The following is a 21,177-nucleotide window of genomic DNA, read 5'->3' on the forward strand; positions in this document are numbered from 1 at the left end:
CCCCCTAAATCCCCCTTAAAAAGGGGGACTTTGAGGTAAATAAGTGTACCTATCTCTTTCCCATGAGGTACAAACTGATCCCCCTAAATCCCCCTTAAAAAGGGGGACTTTGAGGTAAATAAGTGTACCTATCTCTTTCCCATGAGGTACAAACTGATCCCCCTAAATCCCCCTTAAAAAGGGGGACTTTGAGGTAAATAAGTGTATCTAATACATGCAATAAACGCTATATCAGCTAAAGCGCTACGCGCACGCTGCGCGAACAGCTTTTGAAGAAGCGATGCAGCGCGGTCTTGGGGAGCCAGTGCGGTCTTGGGGGTTCCCCCCATGAGCAACTGGCGTGGTCCCCCCCATGAGCGACTGCATCAAGACAATAAGTAAGCATTGGTTTAATCTTTTGGGTGCATCTCATTTTTGCTGTTTGACTCGGTGGTGCGTTACGGGGTAGGCTATTTCAATGGTGGCTTATAGGCATAAAATTAGGGCGAGCCTCCCCTAACGCACCCTACGCATTTACTCGATCAGAGTGGGAACGGAATAGTTATAAAAAAAGACTAAAAAAGCGATCGCTTTTCGATCGCATCAGAAGATTTCCGTTTTTGCCGATATCCTGATAACCCACCACTATTGAGTTGGCTTGGTAGGTTATCAACGGATTCGACCAGACCGATTACCAATTACCGATTACTAAACTAGCGTTTCTAGGATTTATGAGGTACGCTTTTCAACCTCAAAGTCCCCCTTATCAAGGGGGATTTAGGGGGATCTCTTTTTAGCTCAGGGCAAACGAGAATTGCTATAGATTAATATTAATCGCTCTCAAAGTCCCCCTTATCAAGGGGGATTTAGGGGGATCTCTTTTTAGCTGATGGCAAACGAGAATTGCTATAGATTAATATTAATCGCTCTTAAAGTCCCCCTTGTCAAGGGGGATTTAGGGGGATCTCTTTTTAGCTGATGGCATAGAGAATTGCTATAGATTGATATTAATTGCTCTCAAAGTCCCCCTTGTCAAGGGGGATTTAGGGGGATCTCTTTTTAGCTGATGGCAAACGAGAATTGCTATAGATTAATATTAATCGCTCTCAAAGTCCCCCTTATCAAGGGGGATTTAGGGGGATCTCTTTTTAGCTGATGGCAAACGAGAATTGCTATAGATTGATATTAATTCCTCTCAAAGTCCCCCTTGTCAAGGGGGATTTAGGGGGATCTCTTTTTACCTCATGACTATGATAATTGCTATATTAAACGTTTCTAGCTTCTTCGACCCAGCTATCAAACAGGTCTTGATGGTTCTCAATCCATTCTTCCGCATGGCGACGGATATCTTTTGAGCTATCTTCACCGTTGTTCAATAATTCATTTTGGGCATTGATATCCTCAACGGGAATATGAATCAATTCAAACAAGCGCTTGGCGGCTGGGTTAGCAGACACAAATTTCTTATTAGCTACGATTCGGATCCGATCGATGGCAAATCCCAGATTTTTCCCATCTACCGAGGTATCTTTTGCGGTCAAGTCTTTCTGTGATTCTGGTAGATCAGTGAAGGGAACTTCTAGCCAGACCACATCTTGATCTGGTTTTAACACTGCTGCCATCCACATGGGAGTCCAGGTGTAGTAGAGGATTGGTTGTCCTTGGTTGTAGCGAGTAATGGCATCTACAATTAAGGCTGAGTAGGTTCCTTGGTCTTGCTCAACAGTGTCTTCGAGTCCGTAAGCTTTAATGTGATGCTCAATCATAATTTCACAAAACCAACCGGAATTACAGCCAATCAAATTGGCTTTACCATCACCATCTGAGTCAAAGAGTTTAGCGATTTTGGGGTCTTTGAGTTGCTCAAGGCTAGTGATGTTGTATTTATCAGCAGTTTTTTTATCAATCTGATAACCTTGCCAGAGATCAGAGGTGATTACTCCAATTCGTTCTAACTTCTGTTCACCACCACTTTGTTCAAAAAAGGGTCTATGACCGATATCCCAATGAACAGCAGTGTAATCTAGGTCGCCGTTGCCTAAAGCTAAGTGCGCGGTGACGTATTCAATTTGTTTTGGCTCTTTGATAGTGTAACCAAGTTTTTCCAGACCAATGTTTACAATGTCGGTTTGGAATTGTTCTTCTTGCAAGCTACTATAGACCGATTGTACGCTCACCCCTTTACCAGGCATGGCTAGATTAGAGTCTGTGGTTACTTGGGCTTGGGAGGGTTGTTGCCAAGTGATAAAACCCAGGAGTGCTAGTAAAATGGTTGCTCCAACAGTAGCCCAAGCCAGTTGTTGACCTGTGGAAGAGCGCACCAAACCAATTGGTCCTCGTTCCAACCAAGGGATTTGGTTGTTGCCTTGACTGACTATCTGAGTGATCCGATCCAGCATTACTGCGATTAGAACGATGCTCAATCCTCCGACAGCAGCTAATCCTACATTCACCCGACCTAGTCCTTGTAATACCATCTGTCCAAGTCCTCCTACACCAATCATGGAGGTGACCACCGACATCGATAAGGCTAAGAGGATGGCTTGGTTGACTCCTGCCAGAATAGTTGGCATGGCTAGGGGGATTTGGACTTCCCATAACATTTGTGTCGGGGTTGAGCCAAATGCGATCGCAGCTTCGATCACCTCTGTGGACACTTGCCGAATCCCTAGGTTAGTCAAGCGAATCAGGGGGGGTATGGCAAAGACACAGGTTGCCATTACTCCAGGCACTGCACCAATCCCAAACAACATCACTACTGGCACAAGATAGACGAATGACGGTAGGGTTTGCATGGCATCGAGCAGGGGTCGCAGCACTTTCGAAATGCGATCGCTACTAGCACAGGCAATACCGACAGTGATGCCTATCACCATGCAAAACACTACAGCCGTTACTACTAGGGAAAGAGATACCATGGCTTGGGTCCAGGCTCCGCAAAAGCCAATCAAGCTCAAAGCAGCAACGCTATAAATAGCAATTCTTCCACCAGCCAGTTGCCATGCTATCAAGGCAATCAGAATCAGTAAAATTAATGGAGGAATCGATAGCAACAGCCATTCTATACTCTCCAGGGTGACGCTAATCGGTAGACTAATCCCTTGAAAGAAAGGACGAAAGTTGTCAACCAGGAAATTCACTGCAGCAGTAATCCACTGCTGGAGGGGTAAGGTATAAAGCTCAAAGGGGTTCAGTAGAATATCTAGACCTCCTTGGCTCTTGGCTAACATGAAAACAGATAGAGTCAAGGATTTCAACACAATAATACCAGTATTTTTTTTAATAGTATCATGTCGGGGAGGTAAGCATTCAGCAGTCAGCTGTCAGCCGTGAGCTAAAAGCTCACGCTACTTGAGGTGCTTAAAATAAAATTCTTTGGCCTATGGCCACGCTACGGGAACGGAAGAATTTAATATTGATAGAGAAACATGAGAATTGAAAGTCTGGGTAAAAGCCCATTGCGCATAAACTGAAAGCTGAACGCGCACGCGTGTGCGTAGCACATAAGCTGAAAGCTGATGGCTGATAGCTGAAAGCTGATAGCTGATGACTGATAGCTGAATGCTTACAAAATTGCACTTATCTTAAGTTTAAATTTTCAAATGTCTAAACAGAAAAAGAAGAAAAAACCAATGTTAACCAAGAAGGTCAAGACTGTTCATCAGCTTGAGAAAGAGAAGCGGAAGAAGCAACAAAAAATAAATGATGCTTTTACTCGCGTGATAGATCAGGGAAGCTACTCAGAGGGTGAGCAATTTCCAATATTGCTGGAAGACGCTTATTTGACCTTAGGCTATAAAAGTGAAATTAAAGCATTTAATCACTTGGTCAAACTTGGCTACCAGTTAGGAGAAGATTTCATCACAAAGACTGTTCGTAGGAGACAGCACAAGAAGAAAAAATTGGTTAGGTTGTCTGTCGATTGTTATACCTCTTGGGCGTCGGACATCAGAAAAGACCATCTTTGTTTAATGTTTGAGTCTGAAGATGACTTGAACGACTACAGCGGTTATAACAACGCAACATAGCAAACAAAAGGAGTTAAAATCATGCCAAGATCTAAAGGAATTCCACCAGACTTTTCTAAGTTTTCCAACCTTAAAGTAGCTGTGACTGCCTCTAGCTTGCGTAAAATCAGCGGTCTACGGTACCCGGACATCTCGGCTTGGATGTACTCTCATTGCCATGAGGTGATAGCTGAGAATCAAAAATACGGCATCCATAACCATCGCTTTCCCGAAATTATTCTGAACTATTACAACCGACGCTATAATATCGAGTAAATGACTGAAATACTTCGATAAAATAACGTCAAATACCTTGAAAAATGCGCTCCCATTAACGCCGCCATGTAACATCAACAAAAATTAATCCTTTACTTATCACTACCTTTTTAGTAGGAATTTTTTATGTTAAAATTAAATAGCGATGTTCCGCAGAAACCGCTACACGAACGCAGACCTTTCAAGAAAAGCGATCGCTAAAATAAACTTCAAAAACATTGGTAACATTATGGATCAAAAACGTACTGGCAGCAAAAAGAAAGAAAAGGCTTTAGATTTCAGCGATCGTGAGTTCTTAAAATAAATTCGTATTCTTGATAACGGAGAAGGTCGAAGCAGTATCCGGGGAAGTGCTCGGATGGCGGGGGTAGATTCCACAGAAAAAGTGATAAATGTTATCAATATCACAATTTTCTACTGCTTTACCATAACCAATTCCACTGAAATCTAGAGGTTATCCCCAAACTTTCCACACTCCCGATTCCCTGCTCCGTAAAAAAAAATTGTAATTTTTTAAAAAATATGTTATAATATAATATTTGGTGTTATAATAAAATCACGTCATAAAACACTAGCAATGTGCCATGACAAAAGCCAGCCTCAAGATTTCCCAAGGTCACCGGGCTGGCTTTGAATCCCTTATGAAAAGGACATGATTTATTATGACTTATGCCAATCGCCTACATCCGTGGGCAATCGTTCGGCTGTTGCCCAAAATGCAACGGGTCGTTGTTGGTCGTTACCGCAACCGTTCCAATGCAGAGGGGCATATGCAAGCTCTGAAACGGCTTATGCCGGATGCTAATTTCGTGATTGTTTTTGATTTAGGTGATCTTATGAATAAAGAATCCTAGGGTTGAGCGGGAATAGTTGAAGGTTGAAGGTTTTGAGGTTGAAGGTTGAAGGTTATTTGGTTGAAGGTTATTTGGTTGAAGGTTATTTGGTTGAAGGTTGAAGGTTTTGAGGTTGAAGGTTGAAGGTTATTTGGTTGAAGGTTATTTGGTTGAAGGTTATTTGGTTGTCAGGTTGTGGCAGGATACGGGCAAGATGCCCGTTCCACCAACATGCCGGTTCCACCAACATGCCGGTTCCACTAAGATGCCTATTCCACCAACATGCCCGACTCCCGACTCCCGACTCCCGACTCCCGACTCCCGACTCCCGACTCCCGACTCCCGACTCCCTACTCCCTACTCCCTACCGAAATATCCGGGAACGTGAGAGCCTCCCTTTTCTTGCATAGAGGATGAAACGGACGCGACGGGTTTTAACCCGCCGTGTCCTTCTGTTTGGGTTCAGGTAATCTGGCTATTAGGCTTCTGATTAATTCAGATTGGGTCATACCCCGTCGTTCAGCCTCTTCCTTTAACTGCTGTTTTTCAAAGCTTGTGACCCTAATCATTAGTCTTTCCGTTTTCATTTAGGTGTTATTTTACAGGCGTACATTTGTTAGGATTGTAGTAGGATGTAAATCAGATGTACAAGACCATTCCAATAAAAGCCAACTTCACGGACTTTGAGCAAGCCTTTTGGTTATTTCAGTGTCAACAGGCTAATAGCTTATGGAATTGTGCTGTATATTACTCCAAGCAAAAACATTACGGCTGGTTGGAACAACAGGAAGAGGCTTTTACTACCTATTGGAGTGGGGATGAGCTGAGATCTGGCTGGAAGACTTATAAATGCAATATTAAATACGCCGAACTCTGTAAAAACTTAAAGGAAAACCCACACTATAAAGCCATGGCAGCTCAGTCGGCTCAACAAAGCCTCAAGACTGTTGCTGAATCAATTAACAGTTACAACCAGTTAGTAAGTCTTTATTACAAGGGAACTGTTGACAGGCCAAAATTACTTAGATACCGGAAAAAAGGTGGGCTAGCCGCTGTTACCTTTCCTCGTCAAGCGCTTACTTACAAAAAAGGTTTGTTTTATCCGTCCATCAGCAAGGAAACAAAACCTGAGCTAATTACCGAGATTACCCTAGAGCCAACAGATTTTATAGATCCTGATTGGGTCAAAGAGGTAACTATTCACCCGTACCTGGGACAACTTTGGATTGACTGGGTGATAGATGATGGAAAGCAACCAGTCGAACATAATCCCAATCTAGATTACTCCCAGGCATGGAGTTTCGACCATGGTGGTGACAACTGGCTAACAGGTGTTTCGACCCACGGCAAGAGCCTGATTATTGACGGTCGTAAACTCAAGTCACTGAATCAGGGTTACTGCCGGTTAGTCGCAAAATATAAGCAAGGAAAACCTGAATTATACTGGGATGAAAACCTTAATCGGGTTCAACGGAAACGGAACAACCAGATCAGGGATGCCATTAATAAGGCTGCCCGGTTTATTATCAATAGGTGCCTGAATGATTCGGCAAAGCCGACGCTACGCGAACGGATTGGGAACTTAATAGTCGGCTGGAACGAGGGGCAGAAAAATTCATCAAATATGGGGAAACGGGGTAATCAAAACTTTGTAGTCATCCCCACCAAAAGGCTGATCGAGCGCTTAAAGCAACTTTGTCCTGAGTACGGGATAAAACTGACAATTACCGAGGAATCGTACACTAGCAAAGCGTCTTTCCTTGATGACGACCCATTACCGAAACACGGTGAAAAACCCCAAGGATGGAAGGCATCGGGAAAACGGGTAAGGCGCGGTTTGTACAGAACTTCTTTTGGTTACCTGATAAATGCCGACTGCAATGGTGCAGCAAATATCGCCAGAAAAGTAGCCAGACAGTTAAGTCTTGACTTAACCAAGCTGAGTAGGGAAGCTTTGACACTTCCGCACCGGTATAGTTTGTTCAATTCTCTGAAAAAATCATACCGAACAAGATGTTACGAAGCGCGGTTTCAACCCGCTTCGTAACAACCTTGTAGAATCCCCCGTGTTTTAACCGGGGGAGATGTCAATCCCCACCCATAGAGCGCCAATTGCCAGAAGGAATAAAACTCGCCCAATAAATGGGATGCTGATACTCTGGAGTTCCTAGCATTCGCAACTGAATCCTTCGCAAAGCCTCAGAACGCCCTTGGTTATCCAGCAATCCTTGATAATAAGACACCATTAGATACTTCGTAGCCTCATCATCCACTGCCCACAAACTAATGATTTGGCTTTCTGACCCAGCAATCACTAAAGCTCGACGCAATCCATATATTCCTTCTCCAGCAGTGATATTGCCTAAGCCAGTATCACAAGCTGATAACACCACGAGCTTTGTACCTGATAAATTTAATCCGGTTGCTTCTAAGGCTGTGAAGATGCCATCTTCTAGATCATTATCTCGCTGGTTGTTATTAATTCCTGCTAATGCTAACCATGACTGAAGTAAGGCATTATCCCCTGAAGTAAACTCTTCCGAATCAGGTATTTCTTTGAAAAAACCATGGGTAGCGATATGTAGTATTCTGGGGCGAATAACCTGTTTCAATGCTGCTTCATTAGCGTGAGCACCCAACAAGGGCTCCACATCCAGCATCTTTGCGATCGCATTCACTTCCTCAAGAGCACCCGGTAAAGGGGATAAGCCCCACTCGGAAGGATTAAAGTCACGTAAGCTGCGGGTTGCTACTATCTGGTTTTCTTCCCCAAGGGCACGAGTTTGAGCGGAATTATCAAAATCTGGTGCTCCCAAAAGTACTGGTTGGGTCAGCTTGGGATTAGGATTAGATAATCTCAGTAAATCCCTACCAGAGGTGAGGTAGGTAAAACCATAGCTTTCTAATAAATACCGGTTGTCTTCATCTACTAAAGCTTCAAAGGGGATGAGGTTGAGGAAGCCGTCTGGAGACAATAAAATCCTGCGGCTATTTCCCAACAAAGGACGGACTTTCGCCATCAGCTTCTCATCTACATTGCGCGCTGCTTGTTTTACCTTAGGGATGGGAAGATATACAGTTTGAAGGGATAATTCAAGTATCTCCCACAGAGGTTTCAACGCATCTACTTCCCCTAAATCAATGCCTTGGGGTGCGCCTTTAGAACGGAGTACATAGACGGCATAACGGGGATTACCAAAGCTATCCTTTTTGGGATTGAAGGGTTTGTACTCTACAAATTCTACCAGTGCGGTATCCTCAGGAATGAGTTGTTGAATGGTTTCGATGGTGACTGGTTGATTGATTTGGGCAAATTCACGACTGCGCCGACTAATTTTTGCGACTAGTTGCTGTTCCTTATTAGTTAGTTTCTTGACTTGAGCACGGTATTCTTCAAGGGGAAGATTCTCTGGTCGGTTGTAGGTAAGGTTAGCAAGTTGGGTGCGAGTATTGTTGAGTCGGTCTAGTAATTTTTGGCTTTGGAAATCTAAGCGTTTACGCAACAGTTGCTGACTATGGGTCAAGAAATCGAGTAAGCGACCTTTGCGACGTAGGATAGTTGTTAACGCTAGACCAGCTGCTCTTTCATCATCAGGAGCTGAGTTTAGGTGTAGAGAAATAGCTCTATCTCTTGTGCCAGAGATAGTTTTCATGTACTCTCGTTTTTGCTTTTCAGCACCAGCGACGAGATTACGTTCTAGATTAAGTTCTTGGATGTCTAATCCCGCTTCGAGAAACTCTAGGGCTTGCTCAATGTTTCCTTGACTTTGATGTAAACCAGCCAGATTATTCAGGCTGGTTGCCACAGATGGGTGTTCCTCCCCCAGCAACCGTCTTCTCATCTCCAAGGATTGGGTATACAAGGGTTCCGCCTGTTGGTACCTTCCCATTAATTGGTAGAGTAACCCCAGATTATTGAGGCTGCTAGCCACAGATGGGTGTTCCTCCCCCAGCAACCGTCTTCTCATCTCCAAGGATTGGGTATACAAGGGTTCCGCCTGTTGGTGCCTTCCCATTAATTTGTAGAGTAAAGCCAGATTATTGAGGCTGGTTGCCACAGATGGGTGTTCGTCCCCCAGCAACCGTCTTCTCATCTCCAAAGCTTGGGTTAACAAGGCTTCCGCCTGTTGGTACTTTCCCATTAATTGGTAGAGTACTGCCAGATTATTGAGGGTAATTGCCACAGATGGGTGTTCTTTACCCAATAACCGTCTCCACATCTCCAAGGCTTGGGTATACAAGGGTTCCGCCTGTTGGTACCTTCCCATTAATTGGTAGAGTACTGCCAGATTAAGCAGGCTGCTTGCTACATTAGGGTGTTCCTCCCCCAGCAACCGTCTATACATCTCCAAGGGTTGGGTTAACAAGGGTTCCGCCTGTTGGTACCTTCCCATTGAATAGTAGAGTCCCGCCAGATTATGGAGGCTTTCTGCGAGATCAAGGTGTTCATCCCCAAGCAACCGTCTTCTCATCTCCAAGGATTGGGTTAACAAGGGTTCCGCCTGCTCGTACCTTCCCATGGATTGGTAAAGTAAAGCGAGATAATTCAGACTTTCTGCCAGATCAGGGTGTTCTTTACCCAGCAACCGTCTCCTCATCTCCAACCCTTGGTTTAACAAGGGTTCTGCCTCTGAATACCTTCCCATGAAATAGTAGAGTAAAGCTAGATTATTCAGGGTTTCTGCCAGATCAGCATGTTCATCCCCCAGCAACCGTCTCCTCATCCCCAAAGCTTCGGTATACAAGGGTTCCGCCTCTTGGTACTTTCCCATTTCACGATAGAGTTCCCCCAGATTATTCAGGCTTTCTGCCACATCTGCGTGTTCTTCCCCAAGCACTTGCTGTCGAATTATCAAAGCTTCCTGGGCGAGGGGAATCGCTTCCGAATATTTCCCTTGCTCATTAAGATCAATAACTTGCTGATTCAGTTGCTTAGCTTTGGCGAGTTGTTCTTCTGCTGACTCCTGTTGTTGGGCAATAGTAGTTTGTCCCACTGTGGGCTGGGGCGTAACTAGTCCTACTGAGATAAAACTAACTAGAGCTGTTACCCAAAGTGTTGGCCGTTTTGATTTATTTAAACTCATATCTAGCAATTCTCATAGCTATGAGGTACACAATTTCGGGATTTTAGGGAACAGGGAATAGGGAACAGGGAACAGTGAAGAGAAAAGACAGAAGAGGAAATAGCTATGGGTTACATCAAGACAGGGAATCAACCTCAAATAAGACTATACCTAATAGGTATGAGGTATAGAGATTATGTTTACTTATTAGTTATTCTCTGTTACCCGTTCCCTATTCCCTGTTCCCTGTTCCCTTTCAAAAACTATGAACCTTTCCCAACTAACTATTCCGGTCACGATCATTCTTGTTCCCCAAGGAGCAGAATACCAAGCAATTTGTCGAGGAATCAAGCAGATTACTGGTCGTCCATTACCTCTGATTCTATCTATTCCGATAGGAGCAGAGCCTGTAACTAAGTATCTAGAAACATGGTTACAAACTACAACAAATTTTCCTGAGCACTACCCACCTCAAGTAGTGCTGATGGGATTGTGTGGCAGCTTATCTTCTAACTATTCCGTTGGTGATATTGTTGTGTATAACGATTGTGTTGCTATCGACCGAAACCAAGATAGACCTCAACCACTGGTGCAACAGTGCTGCAGCCAACTGACTAGCTTAGTTCACGAGAAACTGGGTAAAAAGGCTAATTTAGTCAGGGGATTGAGTAGCGATCGCATAATTTCGTCTAGCTTAGAAAAGCGTCAACTGGGTCAGAGCTACCAAGCTGATGTAGTCGATATGGAAGGATTTGCTACCCTATCGGTAATTAATCCCAAAGGATTTGCTGTAGCAATGGTAAGAGTGATTAGTGATGATAGCTACTACAATATCCCAGACCTTACCCCAGCGATTAGTGCTGATGGGTCACTGAAACCCTTGCCCTTAGCCATGGGTATGCTAAAGCAACCAATAGCAGCTACCAGACTAATTCGAGGTTCCCTACGAGGCTTGAAAGTATTACAGCAAGTAACTATTAGACTTTTCTCTTTATAAAATTAAATCAAGGATTAGCTGTTTGACCCGGTAGGTGGAACGGGCATCTTGCCCGTGGTGTGTTACTAGCATCTTGCCGGTGGGTGGAACGGGCATCTTGCCAGATGTGTGGAACGGGCATCTTGCCCGTTACAATTGGCCGCTGATTGGAACAACTCAGAGTAAGATCGAATCGCTGTTAATCAGGACAAAAAGATTCCTCTTCGTATAAGTAATCAGTAACTAGTAAATATGGCATCACAAGGCTTTCCCATCTTTAGTGTAACTATGCTCAAGTCAATCATTGTTCAAGGAGGGCGTCATTGGTGGCTCTCTTTTTTATTGTGGATGGTTCTCATTGCACCAGTTCAGGCAGCGGTAGAACTGCGGATAGCGGTTGAGCAAGGAGTCAAACAGGTAACCTTGGGGAGTTCCACCACAGCCATTGTCAGAGATGGGACAGGTCAAGCCGTGGGAAACTTAAACGCCATGGCGGGTATGACTGCGGAAACTAACGGTAGTGGAATTAAGTTAGGTCAGTGGCAAGGGAAATCCCTCTGGATTGAACCGAAAGACAATGGTTATGTTTGGATAGGCGATCGCTGGTACCGGGGGCGCACTCGACTGGTTAGTTCTGACAATAAGTTAACAGCGGTCAACCATGTTGATTTAGAACACTATCTCTATAGCGTGATTGGCGCAGAAATGAGCCCCAGTTGGCCGATAGAAGCCTTGAAAGCCCAAGCAGTAGCAGCTCGTTCCTATGTGCTCCATCAACGGAACAAATCCAAGAGCGATATCTATGATATAGGGGATACCCAGCGTTGGCAAGTTTACAAAGGTCTAAATAGCGAAACTGTCAGCACTCATCAAGCGGTTAATGCCACAGCGGGACAGATCATGACGTATGGTAATAAAGTGATTCTCGCTGTTTTCCATGCTGCGTCTGGAGGACATACAGAAAATGTAGAGGATATTTGGTGGAGTGAACCCATTCCTTATCTACAGGGTGTACCTGATTACGATCAGGGCACACCAGTCTACCAGTGGACAAAAAGCTTTTCTGCTAGTCAACTGAGCCAGAAGATTCCTGGTGTTGGTAATATCATCGCCATGACCCCAGTGGAGAGGACACCCCGAGGCAGGGTGATCACTCTTAAAGTAGAAGGCAGTAGCAATACAAAGACAATTAAGGGCAAGGAATTACGCAAAATCCTAGGTCTGAAAAGTCGGCTGTTTACGGTGTCTAAAACCGAAAATGGTTTCCAATTCAACGGTCGTGGTTATGGTCACGGATTGGGGTTAAGTCAGTGGGGAGCCTACAACTTATCCCGTCGGGGATTGAATTACCTACAAATTTTGAGTCACTATTACTCTAGTGCTAAACTAGCTCAGATTGATTGATATCAAATAGCAAAGGGAACAGGGAACAGGGAATAGGGAATAGGGAGTAGGGAGTAGGGAGTAGGGAGTAGGGAGTAGGGAGTAGATAACTTCAGATCACGAAACTTCTGAGTTCCCTGTTCCCTACAATCCACAACTTTCGTAACTCACCCTATCGATAACTGCTATAACGTTTCTAGGACTCATGAGGTACACAAAATTGTTTGACTATTGGCTCTTGCCTTCCCCTCCTGGGAGGGGTTAGGGGTGGGTTTCTCTTACCTGCTCCCTGCTCCCTGCTCCCTGCTCCCTGCTCACTGTTCCCTGTTCCCTGTTCCCTCTTACAGACTGTTTATTTAGCATAACAAGTACGGTAGAGGCAAAGTTGATGACTAACTCGACTTCTAATCCATTGCTTAAGATATTAAACAACTGGATTTTATCGTTATTCATAATCTTAACTAGTCTTGTCACATTACTCTCCGTAACTAGCTATTTTTTTAGAGATAACATCTACTTAGAATTCACGACTAATTTTAAACATCAATATCTGGTATTAGGGGTATTACCATTAATTTATTTTGCCCTAACTCGCCGCAAATTTTGGGTGATAGTCACGTTATTTTGCTTATTGATTAACTTGACAGAAATCCTTCCTTGGTATATCCCTAAAATCAGCTTTGGGGCTTCCGGTGAACCCATGCGTCTATTTCTGTTCAATGTCTCGTTTTCCAATAAGCGATATACTGATGCTATTGCGTTGGTAAAAGAAGAAAAGCCGACCATTGCCGCTTTTTTAGAAGCCAAAGACCCTTGGCCTGAAGAATTAGAAGAGTTAAGGGAGGTTTTACCCTATACTATTAGTATTCCAGAACTTCAGATGGAAGTCTACAGTCGTTTACCATTGCAAGAATCCGAAATTCTGGAATACGGAAAATCTCGTGGTCTGGTCAAATTAGATTTAAGGATTGCTGGCGCAGAGGCTTCAGTAATTGTTACTCACGCCTATCCACAATTTTATTTTGGGAAGCAAGGGGATTTGGGAGAGCAAGGTTGGCAGTGGCGCAATCAAGATTTAGAAGAAGAGATTGGGGATTTGATAAGAAAAATTGAAAAACCAGTTGTGCTAATAGGTGATTTAAACGTTACGATGTGGTCACCGTACTATAAACGTCTAATTGAAAGTTCGGGATTGCGTGACGCTCGTGCTGGGTTTGGGATTCTACCAACCCTATCACAATTTTCACCAGCAAACCCTTGGTTAGCTATTCCTGTAGACCACTGTTTAGTTAGTCGAGATGTTAAAGTTATTAAAATGAGAACTGGTCCTGATCTTGGTTCGCATCATCTCCCGGTCATTACTGATATAGCACTACGCGCAAGTCAGAAGTCAGAAGTCAGAAGTCAGAAGTCAGAAGTCAGATTTTGAATCAAACAGGTAACCATTTGTTGAATCTGAGTCAAGTGAAAGCGTCGAAGGCTGTTCCACAAAGCTGACAGCTGACCGCTGACCCTGATTGACTGACAAAACCCTTGAAATGCTGATTCTCCCGTAGGTTGGGTTAGCGATAGCGTAACCCAACAAAAGCCTGACTGGTGTTGGGTTTCGTTGCCTCAACCCAACCTACGCCATGATCTTTTGTCAGTCAACCAGCCGCTGACCGCTGACCGCTGAATTTACTAATTAGTTATTTATATCAAGATTCTGAGTAGACCCCAACTCTAAGCGCTTTTCCCACTCGGCATCAATTTGGTCTTTCCGTTCTATATCCTGATCCAATAAATCCTTCTCACTGCTATAAACCAAATCGTCTTCCCGAATCACATTTTGATCGGCAAACTGTTGCGCATAGGCAATCTTGTTCTGTAAAGCTTCATCCGCCTGATTAAGTGCGATCGCATTTTCCTGCCGTATTTGATTCTGAGCTTCAATCTGGTTCTTTTTCCGCTGAACCCAGAAATATCGAAGCAACGGTATGGTCAAGAATCCTACGCCATAAAGCAATAGCAGAGGGTAAATTAGCTCCACAAATACTACAAATCCTCCTAGCTGTGCAGCAATCTCACCCCCCTGCAACAGGGAACCCAGGACTAATGCTAAAACGAAGTTTACACTCCCTAACCCAATCGCCAGCATAATCTGGTTACTGCTGGCCTGAGAAAACTGCCACAACTTGGCACGAAGATAAGCTGGCACGGGCTGTTGATACTTTTGGCCAGCAGTTGTCTGCAATTTGGGGAAGTGATAGACTATATCCCCTGAGGGACTAACTTCCGGGCGTCCGTCGAATCGGATTAGCACGGGTAACATATAGTCTTCCGACTCCCGCTGATAGCTTTCCCCAAGGTCATCAAGATAGGGAGCAATCTGTTGAGCTGCCACAGCCCCTCCGGAATTACGAATTACAGCACCAATGGTTTTCCAGCGACGTTCTTCTAAATCACTATTGGGATTGCCATCACCAAACAGAAACGAGAAGACAGCCTCTAAAAAATTCATCTCACTGTCTCCTCGGTCAGAACGGGAATTTCGCCGTCTCGAGGGATAATTACTGTGGGAGTAAGATGGGTTAAACCACCAAAACAGATCCGGTCCAATCCAGAAACGGGGCAAAAACACGATGCCACCGCCACCACCAGAACGACTACTTCCTCCTGAGCCTCCTCCGTCAGAATCATTGTCACTGCCAGCTTTGAGGCTCAGAACAATAAATGCGATCGCAACAATCATCAATACAATGGAAAGCACTAGGAAAATCCCGAAGGAAATCCGAATCAGGTAAAATAGAACACCCCAAATATGCACCCACCATGCTTGCAACCGTAGCTTTAAGAACTTGTTGCGGAGAATAGCGCGAAAGTTTTTGGGAAACAGATAAGCAATATCCCCTGACTCTGCCACTTGTAAATGTCCACCTACTTCCGAAGCCAGGACAAGTAAACCTTGCTCGGCTTGATGGATGTTTAAACCCACTTGGGCAGCAACATCCCCAACAGTGACGCGGTAGTCTAGCTGCTCAACAGCTTTCATGATGGTGGGATTGGGAGCCATAATTATGTTTTCTAATACTTAGTTGTTGCGCTCAAAGATATTGACATCTCCCCGCATTAAAATACGGGGATTCTACAAGGTTGTTACGAGGCGGGTTGAAACCGCACCTCGTCACTTCTTGTCCGGTATAATTTACTCAAGCAAGTGAACAAATCATACCGGTTTGGGAGTGTCAAAGCTCCCCTACCTACCCTGGTCAGGTCAAGGCCCAACTGTGCAGCTACTTTTCTGGCGATATTTGCAGCACCGTTACAATCGGCATTTATCAGCCATCCTTCGGAAGACTTGTATAAACCGCGTTTCACCCGACATCCTGACGGCTTCCATCCGTTGGGTTTTTCACCATATTTTGGCAATGGATCCTCGTCAAGGTAAGACGCTTTACTGGTGTACGCTTCCTCGGTAATTGTTAATTTAATGCCATACTCTAAACAGAGTTGCTTTAATCTCTCAATCAGTCTTTTGGTGGGGATTACGACAAAATTATGATTACCCCGCTTTCCCATAGTCGAACGATTTTTCTGTCCCTCATTCCAACCAATTATCAGGTTTCCAATGTGATCATTTAAACACCGGTTAATAATGAACCTAGCCGCCTTGTTGATTCCATCCCTCATCTGGTTGTTTCGCTTTCGCTGAACCCGATCCAGGTTGGCATCCCAGTAAAAATCGGGCTTACCTTCTTTGTACTTAGCAACTAACCGGCAGTGGCCCTGGTTCATTGACTTGAGCTTGCGACCGTCAATTATCAGGCTTTTCCCGTGGGTCGAAACACCAGTCAACCAGTTATCTCCACCGTGATCGAAACTCCAGGCTTGGGAGTAATCCAGGTTGGGATTGTGGGAGACTGGCTCAAACCCATCATCAATCACCCAGTCAATCCATAGCTCTCCCAGGTAAGGGCGAATTGTCACCTCTTTGACCCAATCTGGATCTATGAAACCTGGTGGTTCTAGCGCAATCTCAGTAATTAAGTGAGGTTTGGTTTCTCTACTGATCGACGGAGCAAAATAACCGTTTTTATAGCTTAATGCTTGACGAGGAAATGTAACAGCAGCTAACCCTCCCTTCTTGCGATATTTAAGCAGTTTTGGTCTATCGACTTTTCCTTTGTAATATAGACCCACCAATTGATTGTAACTAGCAATGGACTCACCGACTGTCAAGAGCGTCTGTTGAGCAGATTGAGCAGCCATTGCTTTGTAATGTGGATTTAACTTTAAGGCTTGATATAGTTCCGGGTACTTTGTACTGCATTTGTAGGTTTTCCACCCAGATCTAAGCTCGTCACCTTTCCAGTAGGTAGTGAATGATTCTTTTTGTTGTTCAAGCCAATTGAAGTGTTTCTGTTTGGTGTAGTAAATAGCACAATTTATTAAGCTATTGGCCTGTTCACACTGAAAAACCCAAAAAGCTTTTTGTTCGTCTGTAAATGTCGCTTTGATCGGGATTGTTTTGTACAATTAGCATCACCTCCTTGCCTCTATTATGACACGACGGATTAAAACCCGTTCTCCGTAGCAGACGCGGGGCGCGTTCGTGTCGCGTTTCATACCCTCCTTAAAAGGTAGGGGTTATCACGCTCCCCTTCTAAGCACCTACACATAATGAATTACCTAATCCCAATCTCTGTAACCCTTACATTGTAAGGCTTTGAGTTTTTAAAAATGTGTAATTAATTTTGTGCACCTGCTTATTTTGATAGTTTTTTTTAATTTAGCAATTCTGATCAGGTTTTTTTATACCCCCATCGTTATTGATTGTTGAAAAGCGGTCAGGTTTGTCCTGCTCTTGCCCCAACCCGCGATATCTTGCTCTGTTTCCAGCACCTTCGAGGTAATTTGCCAAGAGTCCCTTATAATAGGAGGCTGACAGCAGTTCACAAAACTTAAACCAGAAGCAGAGGTAGCAATGGCACTGATCACCACCGGCAAGTCATTCATCCGGGCACTAGAAAAGTCTGGTGCATTGGCAGTTTATGCACCATTAGAAGGTGGGTTTGAAGGTCGTTATCAGCGGCGTTTGCGAGCTGCTGGCTATACCACCGTTTCCATTACTGCCAAAGGACTCGGAGATCCAGCCGCTTATCTAACTGGAATTCACGGTGTTCGCCCTCCTCATCTGGGCAAGAAAAATATGGGTAAATCATCTGCAGTCGGTGATGTTTACTACCTGCCGCCGTTGGTAAACTACCAACTCTCAGCCCTATCGCCCAAGTCTAAAGGGTTGGTGCTGTGGATTATTGAAGGAAATATACTATCTAGTCAAGAAGTTGATTATCTAACGACATTGCCCCAGCAAGAACCACGAGTCAAAGTAATCCTAGAGATGGGAGGGGAGCGTTATTTCCGTTGGCAACCCCTCAAGGAGACTTTGCCGGGACTCGTTTCTGTAGCCAATTTCTAGCCTCAGTATCAATGACGTCAGCTATCAGCGGTCAGCGGTCAGTGGTCAGCGGTCAGCGGTCAGCGGTCAGCGGTCAGTGGTCAGCTTATTTGATTCAAAAGCACCGATTGAGCTACGGGTACCCTGCGAGAAAAATACCGTGGCACAGGCTTCTAGCCTGTGATCTTCTAGCCCATAAGCTGAATGCTGATAGCTGAATGCTGATAGCTGAATACTGATAGCTGAATACTGATAGCTGAATACTGATAGCTGAATACTGATAGCTGAATACTGATAGCTGAATACTGATAGCTGAAATTTCTCGATACCCAACCCCGTGACTAGTCAAAAATGATAAGTTTGATACCCTAGAGGTGTAGGATGACAGTGGGTAAGACTAGCAATGCTCGAACAACGTGACTACACCTTAATCATCGATAAAAGTGGCAGCATGTCGATTAGGGACCAACTGGGTGGAAAAAGCCGTTGGCAAATCATGCAGGAGTCTACCCTTGCCTTAGCGAATAAATGTGAAGAATTAGATCCAGATGGCATCACGGTTTATGTATTTGCTGGTCGCTTTAAACGCTACGACAATGTAACCGCAGATAAAGTCCTACAGATATTCCAGGAAAATGAACCATCGGGACGCACGGATTTAGCTGGTGTTTTACTTGATGCCACCAACGACTATTTTAAACGTAAGGCTAGTGGCCAAACCAAAGAAAATGGAGAAACCATCTTAGTCGTCACTGATGGGGAGCCTGATGAACGCAAAGCTGTGATGAAGGTGATCATAGAAGCATCACGGCGTATTGATGTCGATGAAGAACTAGCAATTTCCTTCATCCAAATCGGGGATGATCTCCAGGCAACTAAATTCTTAAAAATATTAGATGATGAGCTGCAAAATGCTGGGGCTAAGTTTGATATCGTAGATACCGTAACTATTGATCAGATGGAGGATATGACTCTCACTGAAGTTTTGATCAATGCTATTATTGACTAAAGATTCGCTAAAGGGTGCATGTCAATTTTGTTAATCCCTGATTCAGATCCCCCATTATCCCCCTTAATAAGGGGGACTTTTCCATCTAATTCCCCCCTTTTTTAAGGGGGGTTAGGGGGGATATATGTACCTAATTACAAAGTTGACATGCTCCCTTCACTAAAGGATAGGAGAGGTTAGGGAAATTTTTTCCCGTCAGGGTTCGAGGCGCTTTAAGTTAACTGTTTTAAAATCATCCCTCAACAGTTAACAACCTAATAGGAGACCTAAGTCATGGAATCAATGGATGACTTGTTAGCCCAACTCAAAGCTGAGTATGAACAAAAAGATGCTGGTGTTCAACCGCAAGAAAAACCTCTGTTTCAGGAACAACCACTTAATTCGCCACTAACTGATCCACCAACTAGTGAATCACCAGCGAAAATACCTGATTGGGTATCTACTGCTCAGGATCGGGAGCTGGCTGAGATGAGAACAGAGTTTGATAAAAAAGACCAAGAAGACGCTCTCAAACAACAGCAGGAACTCGAAGCTGAACAAAAACGAGTTCAGCAGCAAAAGCAAAGAGAACGAGAAGCCCTTACTCAGCAAGCGACTGAGTGGCTAAAAAAGTTAAGTCCAAACTCAGCAGAAGGCTTGTGGTTTGAAGAATTTTCTGATTCCTATCCCTCCAAACTGGAGGCAGCAATTGATTATTTGCAAGCCTTGAAAGAAACTCAGTCTTGACTAGCAGACTAGTCAAGTCTCATCTGATAGTGATCAGGGAACACAGCTCCTAAGTAAACTGTCAATAGTTTACGATTAATCTCTAAGATTATTATCTTAATTTATAATAGAAATATAGAGACAATAGTCAATCAAATAAATCAACCATTACCTACCATGATGAGCAAGTCTAGGGTGCTGCAGTTGAAGGATGCTTGTAATAATAGTTAGATATTTTTGGCATAAATGAACTCCTGCCAAGGATTTTAGGGCAAAAACACCCAGATGATCTGTGGGAGCGGCACTTAGTACATGATTAACGTTACTTTACGCTATTTTTGGGTAGGCAAGGGAATGTATTCCCTTACCACCAGGGACATCGACCAACCAAAAGAAGTCAGCGTAGTTTTGTAACAATAGGGGTTCAGACTTAGAAATCCTGACTTTTAAGCAGTATTCTCCCTTGCTCATTTAACCGTTTGTTGATATAATGTACGTGATGAAATTTTAACATCAATGGCTCCCAATCACTCTTACACGACCAAACTGAAGCTAAACAACCGTCAAAAAACATTGATGGCTCAACACGCAGGATTTAGTCGGTGGGTGTACAACTGGGGTTTAGCGATGTGGCGAGATGCTTACAATCAAGGTTTAAAGCCAAACATCAAAACTCTCAAACGATTATTTACCAATCATGTCAAACCTGAATATCCCTGGATGAGGGAATTATCATCAAAGGTTTACCAATATGCGTTCATCAATTTAGGAGAGGCATTCAAACGGTTTTTCAAAGGAATGGGTGAGTACCCTAGATTCAAATGCAAGGGTAGAAATGACCGCTTTACTATCGACAATTCAGGGAGATCGATTCGATTAGGTGGATTAATTCATAACTTACCCTTCCTGAAGCGGGTTAGAACGTTTGAAGCCCTACCAGATTGTCTAACTAAAAAAGTCACAATCTACAAAAAAGCCGGTGAGTGGTATATTAGCTTCGACCTTGAAAAGACCTTTGAACCCACAGTTAAAGAACGAGAAAGAGCTGGGGTGGATTTTGGGATAAAAACCCTAGCTGTATTAAGTTCTGGGGTTGAGTTTAAAGGCTTAAAGCCATACCGAAACGCTCAAAAGAAACTGGCAAGCAAAGCGAGAAAATTAGCGAAAAAAGTTAAAGGTTCTCAGAATTGGGAAAAAGCCAAGGTTCAAGTTCAAAAACTCCACCGTCGTATAGCTAATCTCCGCAAAGATTATCTTCACAAGATGACAACTTATATCGCTAAGAACCACGGGGAAGTTGTGATTGAAGATTTGAAGGTTTCAGGGATGATGGCGAATCACAAATTAGCGAAAGCAATCGGTGATTTAGGACTGTATGAAGCCAGGCGGCAACTTCAGTATAAGTGTGAACGCTACGGTGCCAAGTTAGTAGTAGCTGACAGGTTCTTTCCATCTAGTCAATTATGTTCATCATGCGGAAATAAACAGCCAATGCCTTTATCTGAAAGG

Annotated in this window: 22 protein-coding genes; 14 read left to right on the forward strand and 8 right to left on the reverse strand. The window is 43.9% G+C overall.

What is annotated here, in order from left to right:
• Positions 1-554 precede the first annotated feature (554 nt).
• Positions 555-677, reverse strand: a complete 123-nt coding sequence (locus F6J99_RS21885; protein ID WP_293115278.1) for a hypothetical protein — start codon at positions 675-677, stop codon at positions 555-557.
• A 567-nt stretch (positions 678-1,244) separates the two neighbouring features.
• Positions 1,245-3,227 (reverse strand): glycine betaine/L-proline ABC transporter substrate-binding protein ProX, encoded by a 1,983-nt coding sequence (gene proX / locus F6J99_RS21890; RefSeq protein WP_293115280.1) that lies wholly within the window; start codon positions 3,225-3,227, stop codon positions 1,245-1,247.
• Between the two features lie 354 nt (positions 3,228-3,581).
• Between proX and F6J99_RS21895 the strand changes: the two genes are divergently transcribed.
• From F6J99_RS21895 to F6J99_RS21910, 4 genes are all read left to right on the forward strand, one after another.
• A complete protein-coding gene (locus tag F6J99_RS21895) occupies positions 3,582-4,007 on the forward strand; it encodes a hypothetical protein (protein WP_293115282.1) in 426 nt (141 codons plus the stop codon).
• Positions 4,008-4,028: 21 nt separating this feature from the next.
• Positions 4,029-4,262, forward strand: a complete 234-nt coding sequence (locus F6J99_RS21900; RefSeq protein ID WP_293115284.1) for a hypothetical protein — start codon at positions 4,029-4,031, stop codon at positions 4,260-4,262.
• A gap of 145 nt (positions 4,263-4,407) precedes the next feature.
• The gene (locus F6J99_RS21905; protein ID WP_293115286.1) at positions 4,408-4,566 is read left to right on the forward strand and encodes a hypothetical protein; all 159 of its coding nucleotides are present in this window, start codon (positions 4,408-4,410) and stop codon (positions 4,564-4,566) included.
• A gap of 358 nt (positions 4,567-4,924) precedes the next feature.
• The gene (locus tag F6J99_RS21910; protein WP_293115288.1) at positions 4,925-5,116 is read left to right on the forward strand and encodes a hypothetical protein; all 192 of its coding nucleotides are present in this window, start codon (positions 4,925-4,927) and stop codon (positions 5,114-5,116) included.
• An 82-nt stretch (positions 5,117-5,198) separates the two neighbouring features.
• Here the strand turns inward: F6J99_RS21910 and F6J99_RS21915 are convergent, their stop codons facing one another.
• The gene (locus F6J99_RS21915) at positions 5,199-5,339 is read right to left on the reverse strand and encodes a hypothetical protein (RefSeq protein WP_293115290.1); all 141 of its coding nucleotides are present in this window, start codon (positions 5,337-5,339) and stop codon (positions 5,199-5,201) included.
• 21 nt (positions 5,340-5,360) lie between these two features.
• Here F6J99_RS21915 and F6J99_RS21920 point away from each other — a divergent pair, with 21 nt between their 5' ends.
• The gene (locus F6J99_RS21920; protein ID WP_293115292.1) at positions 5,361-5,483 is read left to right on the forward strand and encodes a hypothetical protein; all 123 of its coding nucleotides are present in this window, start codon (positions 5,361-5,363) and stop codon (positions 5,481-5,483) included.
• A gap of 46 nt (positions 5,484-5,529) precedes the next feature.
• Here the strand turns inward: F6J99_RS21920 and F6J99_RS21925 are convergent, their stop codons facing one another.
• Complete coding sequence (locus tag F6J99_RS21925) at positions 5,530-5,682, reverse strand: ribbon-helix-helix protein, CopG family (protein ID WP_365973877.1); 153 nt, start codon at positions 5,680-5,682, stop codon at positions 5,530-5,532.
• A 56-nt stretch (positions 5,683-5,738) separates the two neighbouring features.
• Between F6J99_RS21925 and F6J99_RS21930 the strand changes: the two genes are divergently transcribed.
• On the forward strand, positions 5,739-7,142 hold the full coding sequence (locus F6J99_RS21930; RefSeq protein ID WP_293115296.1) for a transposase: 1,404 nt from the start codon (positions 5,739-5,741) through the stop codon (positions 7,140-7,142).
• A 40-nt stretch (positions 7,143-7,182) separates the two neighbouring features.
• Here F6J99_RS21930 and F6J99_RS21935 read toward each other — a convergent pair whose 3' ends face one another.
• Positions 7,183-10,179 (reverse strand): CHAT domain-containing tetratricopeptide repeat protein, encoded by a 2,997-nt coding sequence (locus F6J99_RS21935; protein WP_293115298.1) that lies wholly within the window; start codon positions 10,177-10,179, stop codon positions 7,183-7,185.
• Between the two features lie 244 nt (positions 10,180-10,423).
• Between F6J99_RS21935 and F6J99_RS21940 the strand changes: the two genes are divergently transcribed.
• Positions 10,424-11,155, forward strand: coding sequence for a phosphorylase (locus tag F6J99_RS21940; protein WP_293115300.1), 732 nt, complete (start codon positions 10,424-10,426; stop codon positions 11,153-11,155).
• Positions 11,156-11,422: 267 nt separating this feature from the next.
• Positions 11,423-12,538 carry a SpoIID/LytB domain-containing protein gene (locus F6J99_RS21945; RefSeq protein ID WP_293115302.1) on the forward strand — a complete coding sequence of 372 codons (1,116 nt, stop codon included), beginning with the start codon at positions 11,423-11,425 and terminating at the stop codon, positions 12,536-12,538.
• 2 nt (positions 12,539-12,540) lie between these two features.
• On the opposite strand, the gene F6J99_RS21950 is transcribed toward F6J99_RS21945, so the two are convergent.
• On the reverse strand, positions 12,541-12,672 hold the full coding sequence (locus F6J99_RS21950; RefSeq protein WP_293115304.1) for a hypothetical protein: 132 nt from the start codon (positions 12,670-12,672) through the stop codon (positions 12,541-12,543).
• Between the two features lie 76 nt (positions 12,673-12,748).
• On the opposite strand from F6J99_RS21950, the gene F6J99_RS21955 reads away from it, so the two are divergent.
• Both F6J99_RS21955 and F6J99_RS21960 read left to right on the forward strand, forming a co-directional pair.
• Positions 12,749-12,877, forward strand: a complete 129-nt coding sequence (locus F6J99_RS21955; RefSeq protein WP_293115306.1) for a hypothetical protein — start codon at positions 12,749-12,751, stop codon at positions 12,875-12,877.
• Positions 12,878-12,905: 28 nt separating this feature from the next.
• The gene (locus F6J99_RS21960) at positions 12,906-13,946 is read left to right on the forward strand and encodes an endonuclease/exonuclease/phosphatase family protein (RefSeq protein ID WP_293115308.1); all 1,041 of its coding nucleotides are present in this window, start codon (positions 12,906-12,908) and stop codon (positions 13,944-13,946) included.
• Positions 13,947-14,201: 255 nt separating this feature from the next.
• Here the strand turns inward: F6J99_RS21960 and F6J99_RS21965 are convergent, their stop codons facing one another.
• A complete protein-coding gene (locus F6J99_RS21965; protein ID WP_293115310.1) occupies positions 14,202-15,569 on the reverse strand; it encodes a hypothetical protein in 1,368 nt (455 codons plus the stop codon).
• An 83-nt stretch (positions 15,570-15,652) separates the two neighbouring features.
• Entirely contained in the window at positions 15,653-17,032 is a 1,380-nt protein-coding gene (locus F6J99_RS21970; protein ID WP_293115312.1) for a transposase, read from the reverse strand.
• Between the two features lie 448 nt (positions 17,033-17,480).
• Between F6J99_RS21970 and F6J99_RS21975 the strand changes: the two genes are divergently transcribed.
• The 4 genes from F6J99_RS21975 to F6J99_RS21990 all read left to right on the forward strand — a co-directional run.
• Complete coding sequence (locus tag F6J99_RS21975; RefSeq protein WP_293115314.1) at positions 17,481-17,975, forward strand: NAD(P)H-quinone oxidoreductase subunit N; 495 nt, start codon at positions 17,481-17,483, stop codon at positions 17,973-17,975.
• Between the two features lie 382 nt (positions 17,976-18,357).
• Complete coding sequence (locus F6J99_RS21980) at positions 18,358-18,963, forward strand: VWA domain-containing protein (RefSeq protein ID WP_293115316.1); 606 nt, start codon at positions 18,358-18,360, stop codon at positions 18,961-18,963.
• 273 nt (positions 18,964-19,236) lie between these two features.
• Positions 19,237-19,689, forward strand: coding sequence for a hypothetical protein (locus tag F6J99_RS21985; protein ID WP_293115318.1), 453 nt, complete (start codon positions 19,237-19,239; stop codon positions 19,687-19,689).
• Between the two features lie 495 nt (positions 19,690-20,184).
• On the forward strand, positions 20,185-21,177 hold a 993-nt coding region (locus F6J99_RS21990), incomplete at its 3' end, for a transposase (protein WP_293115320.1).

The organism is Moorena sp. SIO4G3 (assembly GCF_010692305.1).
GTDB lineage: Bacteria > Cyanobacteriota > Cyanobacteriia > Cyanobacteriales > Coleofasciculaceae > Moorena > Moorena producens_A.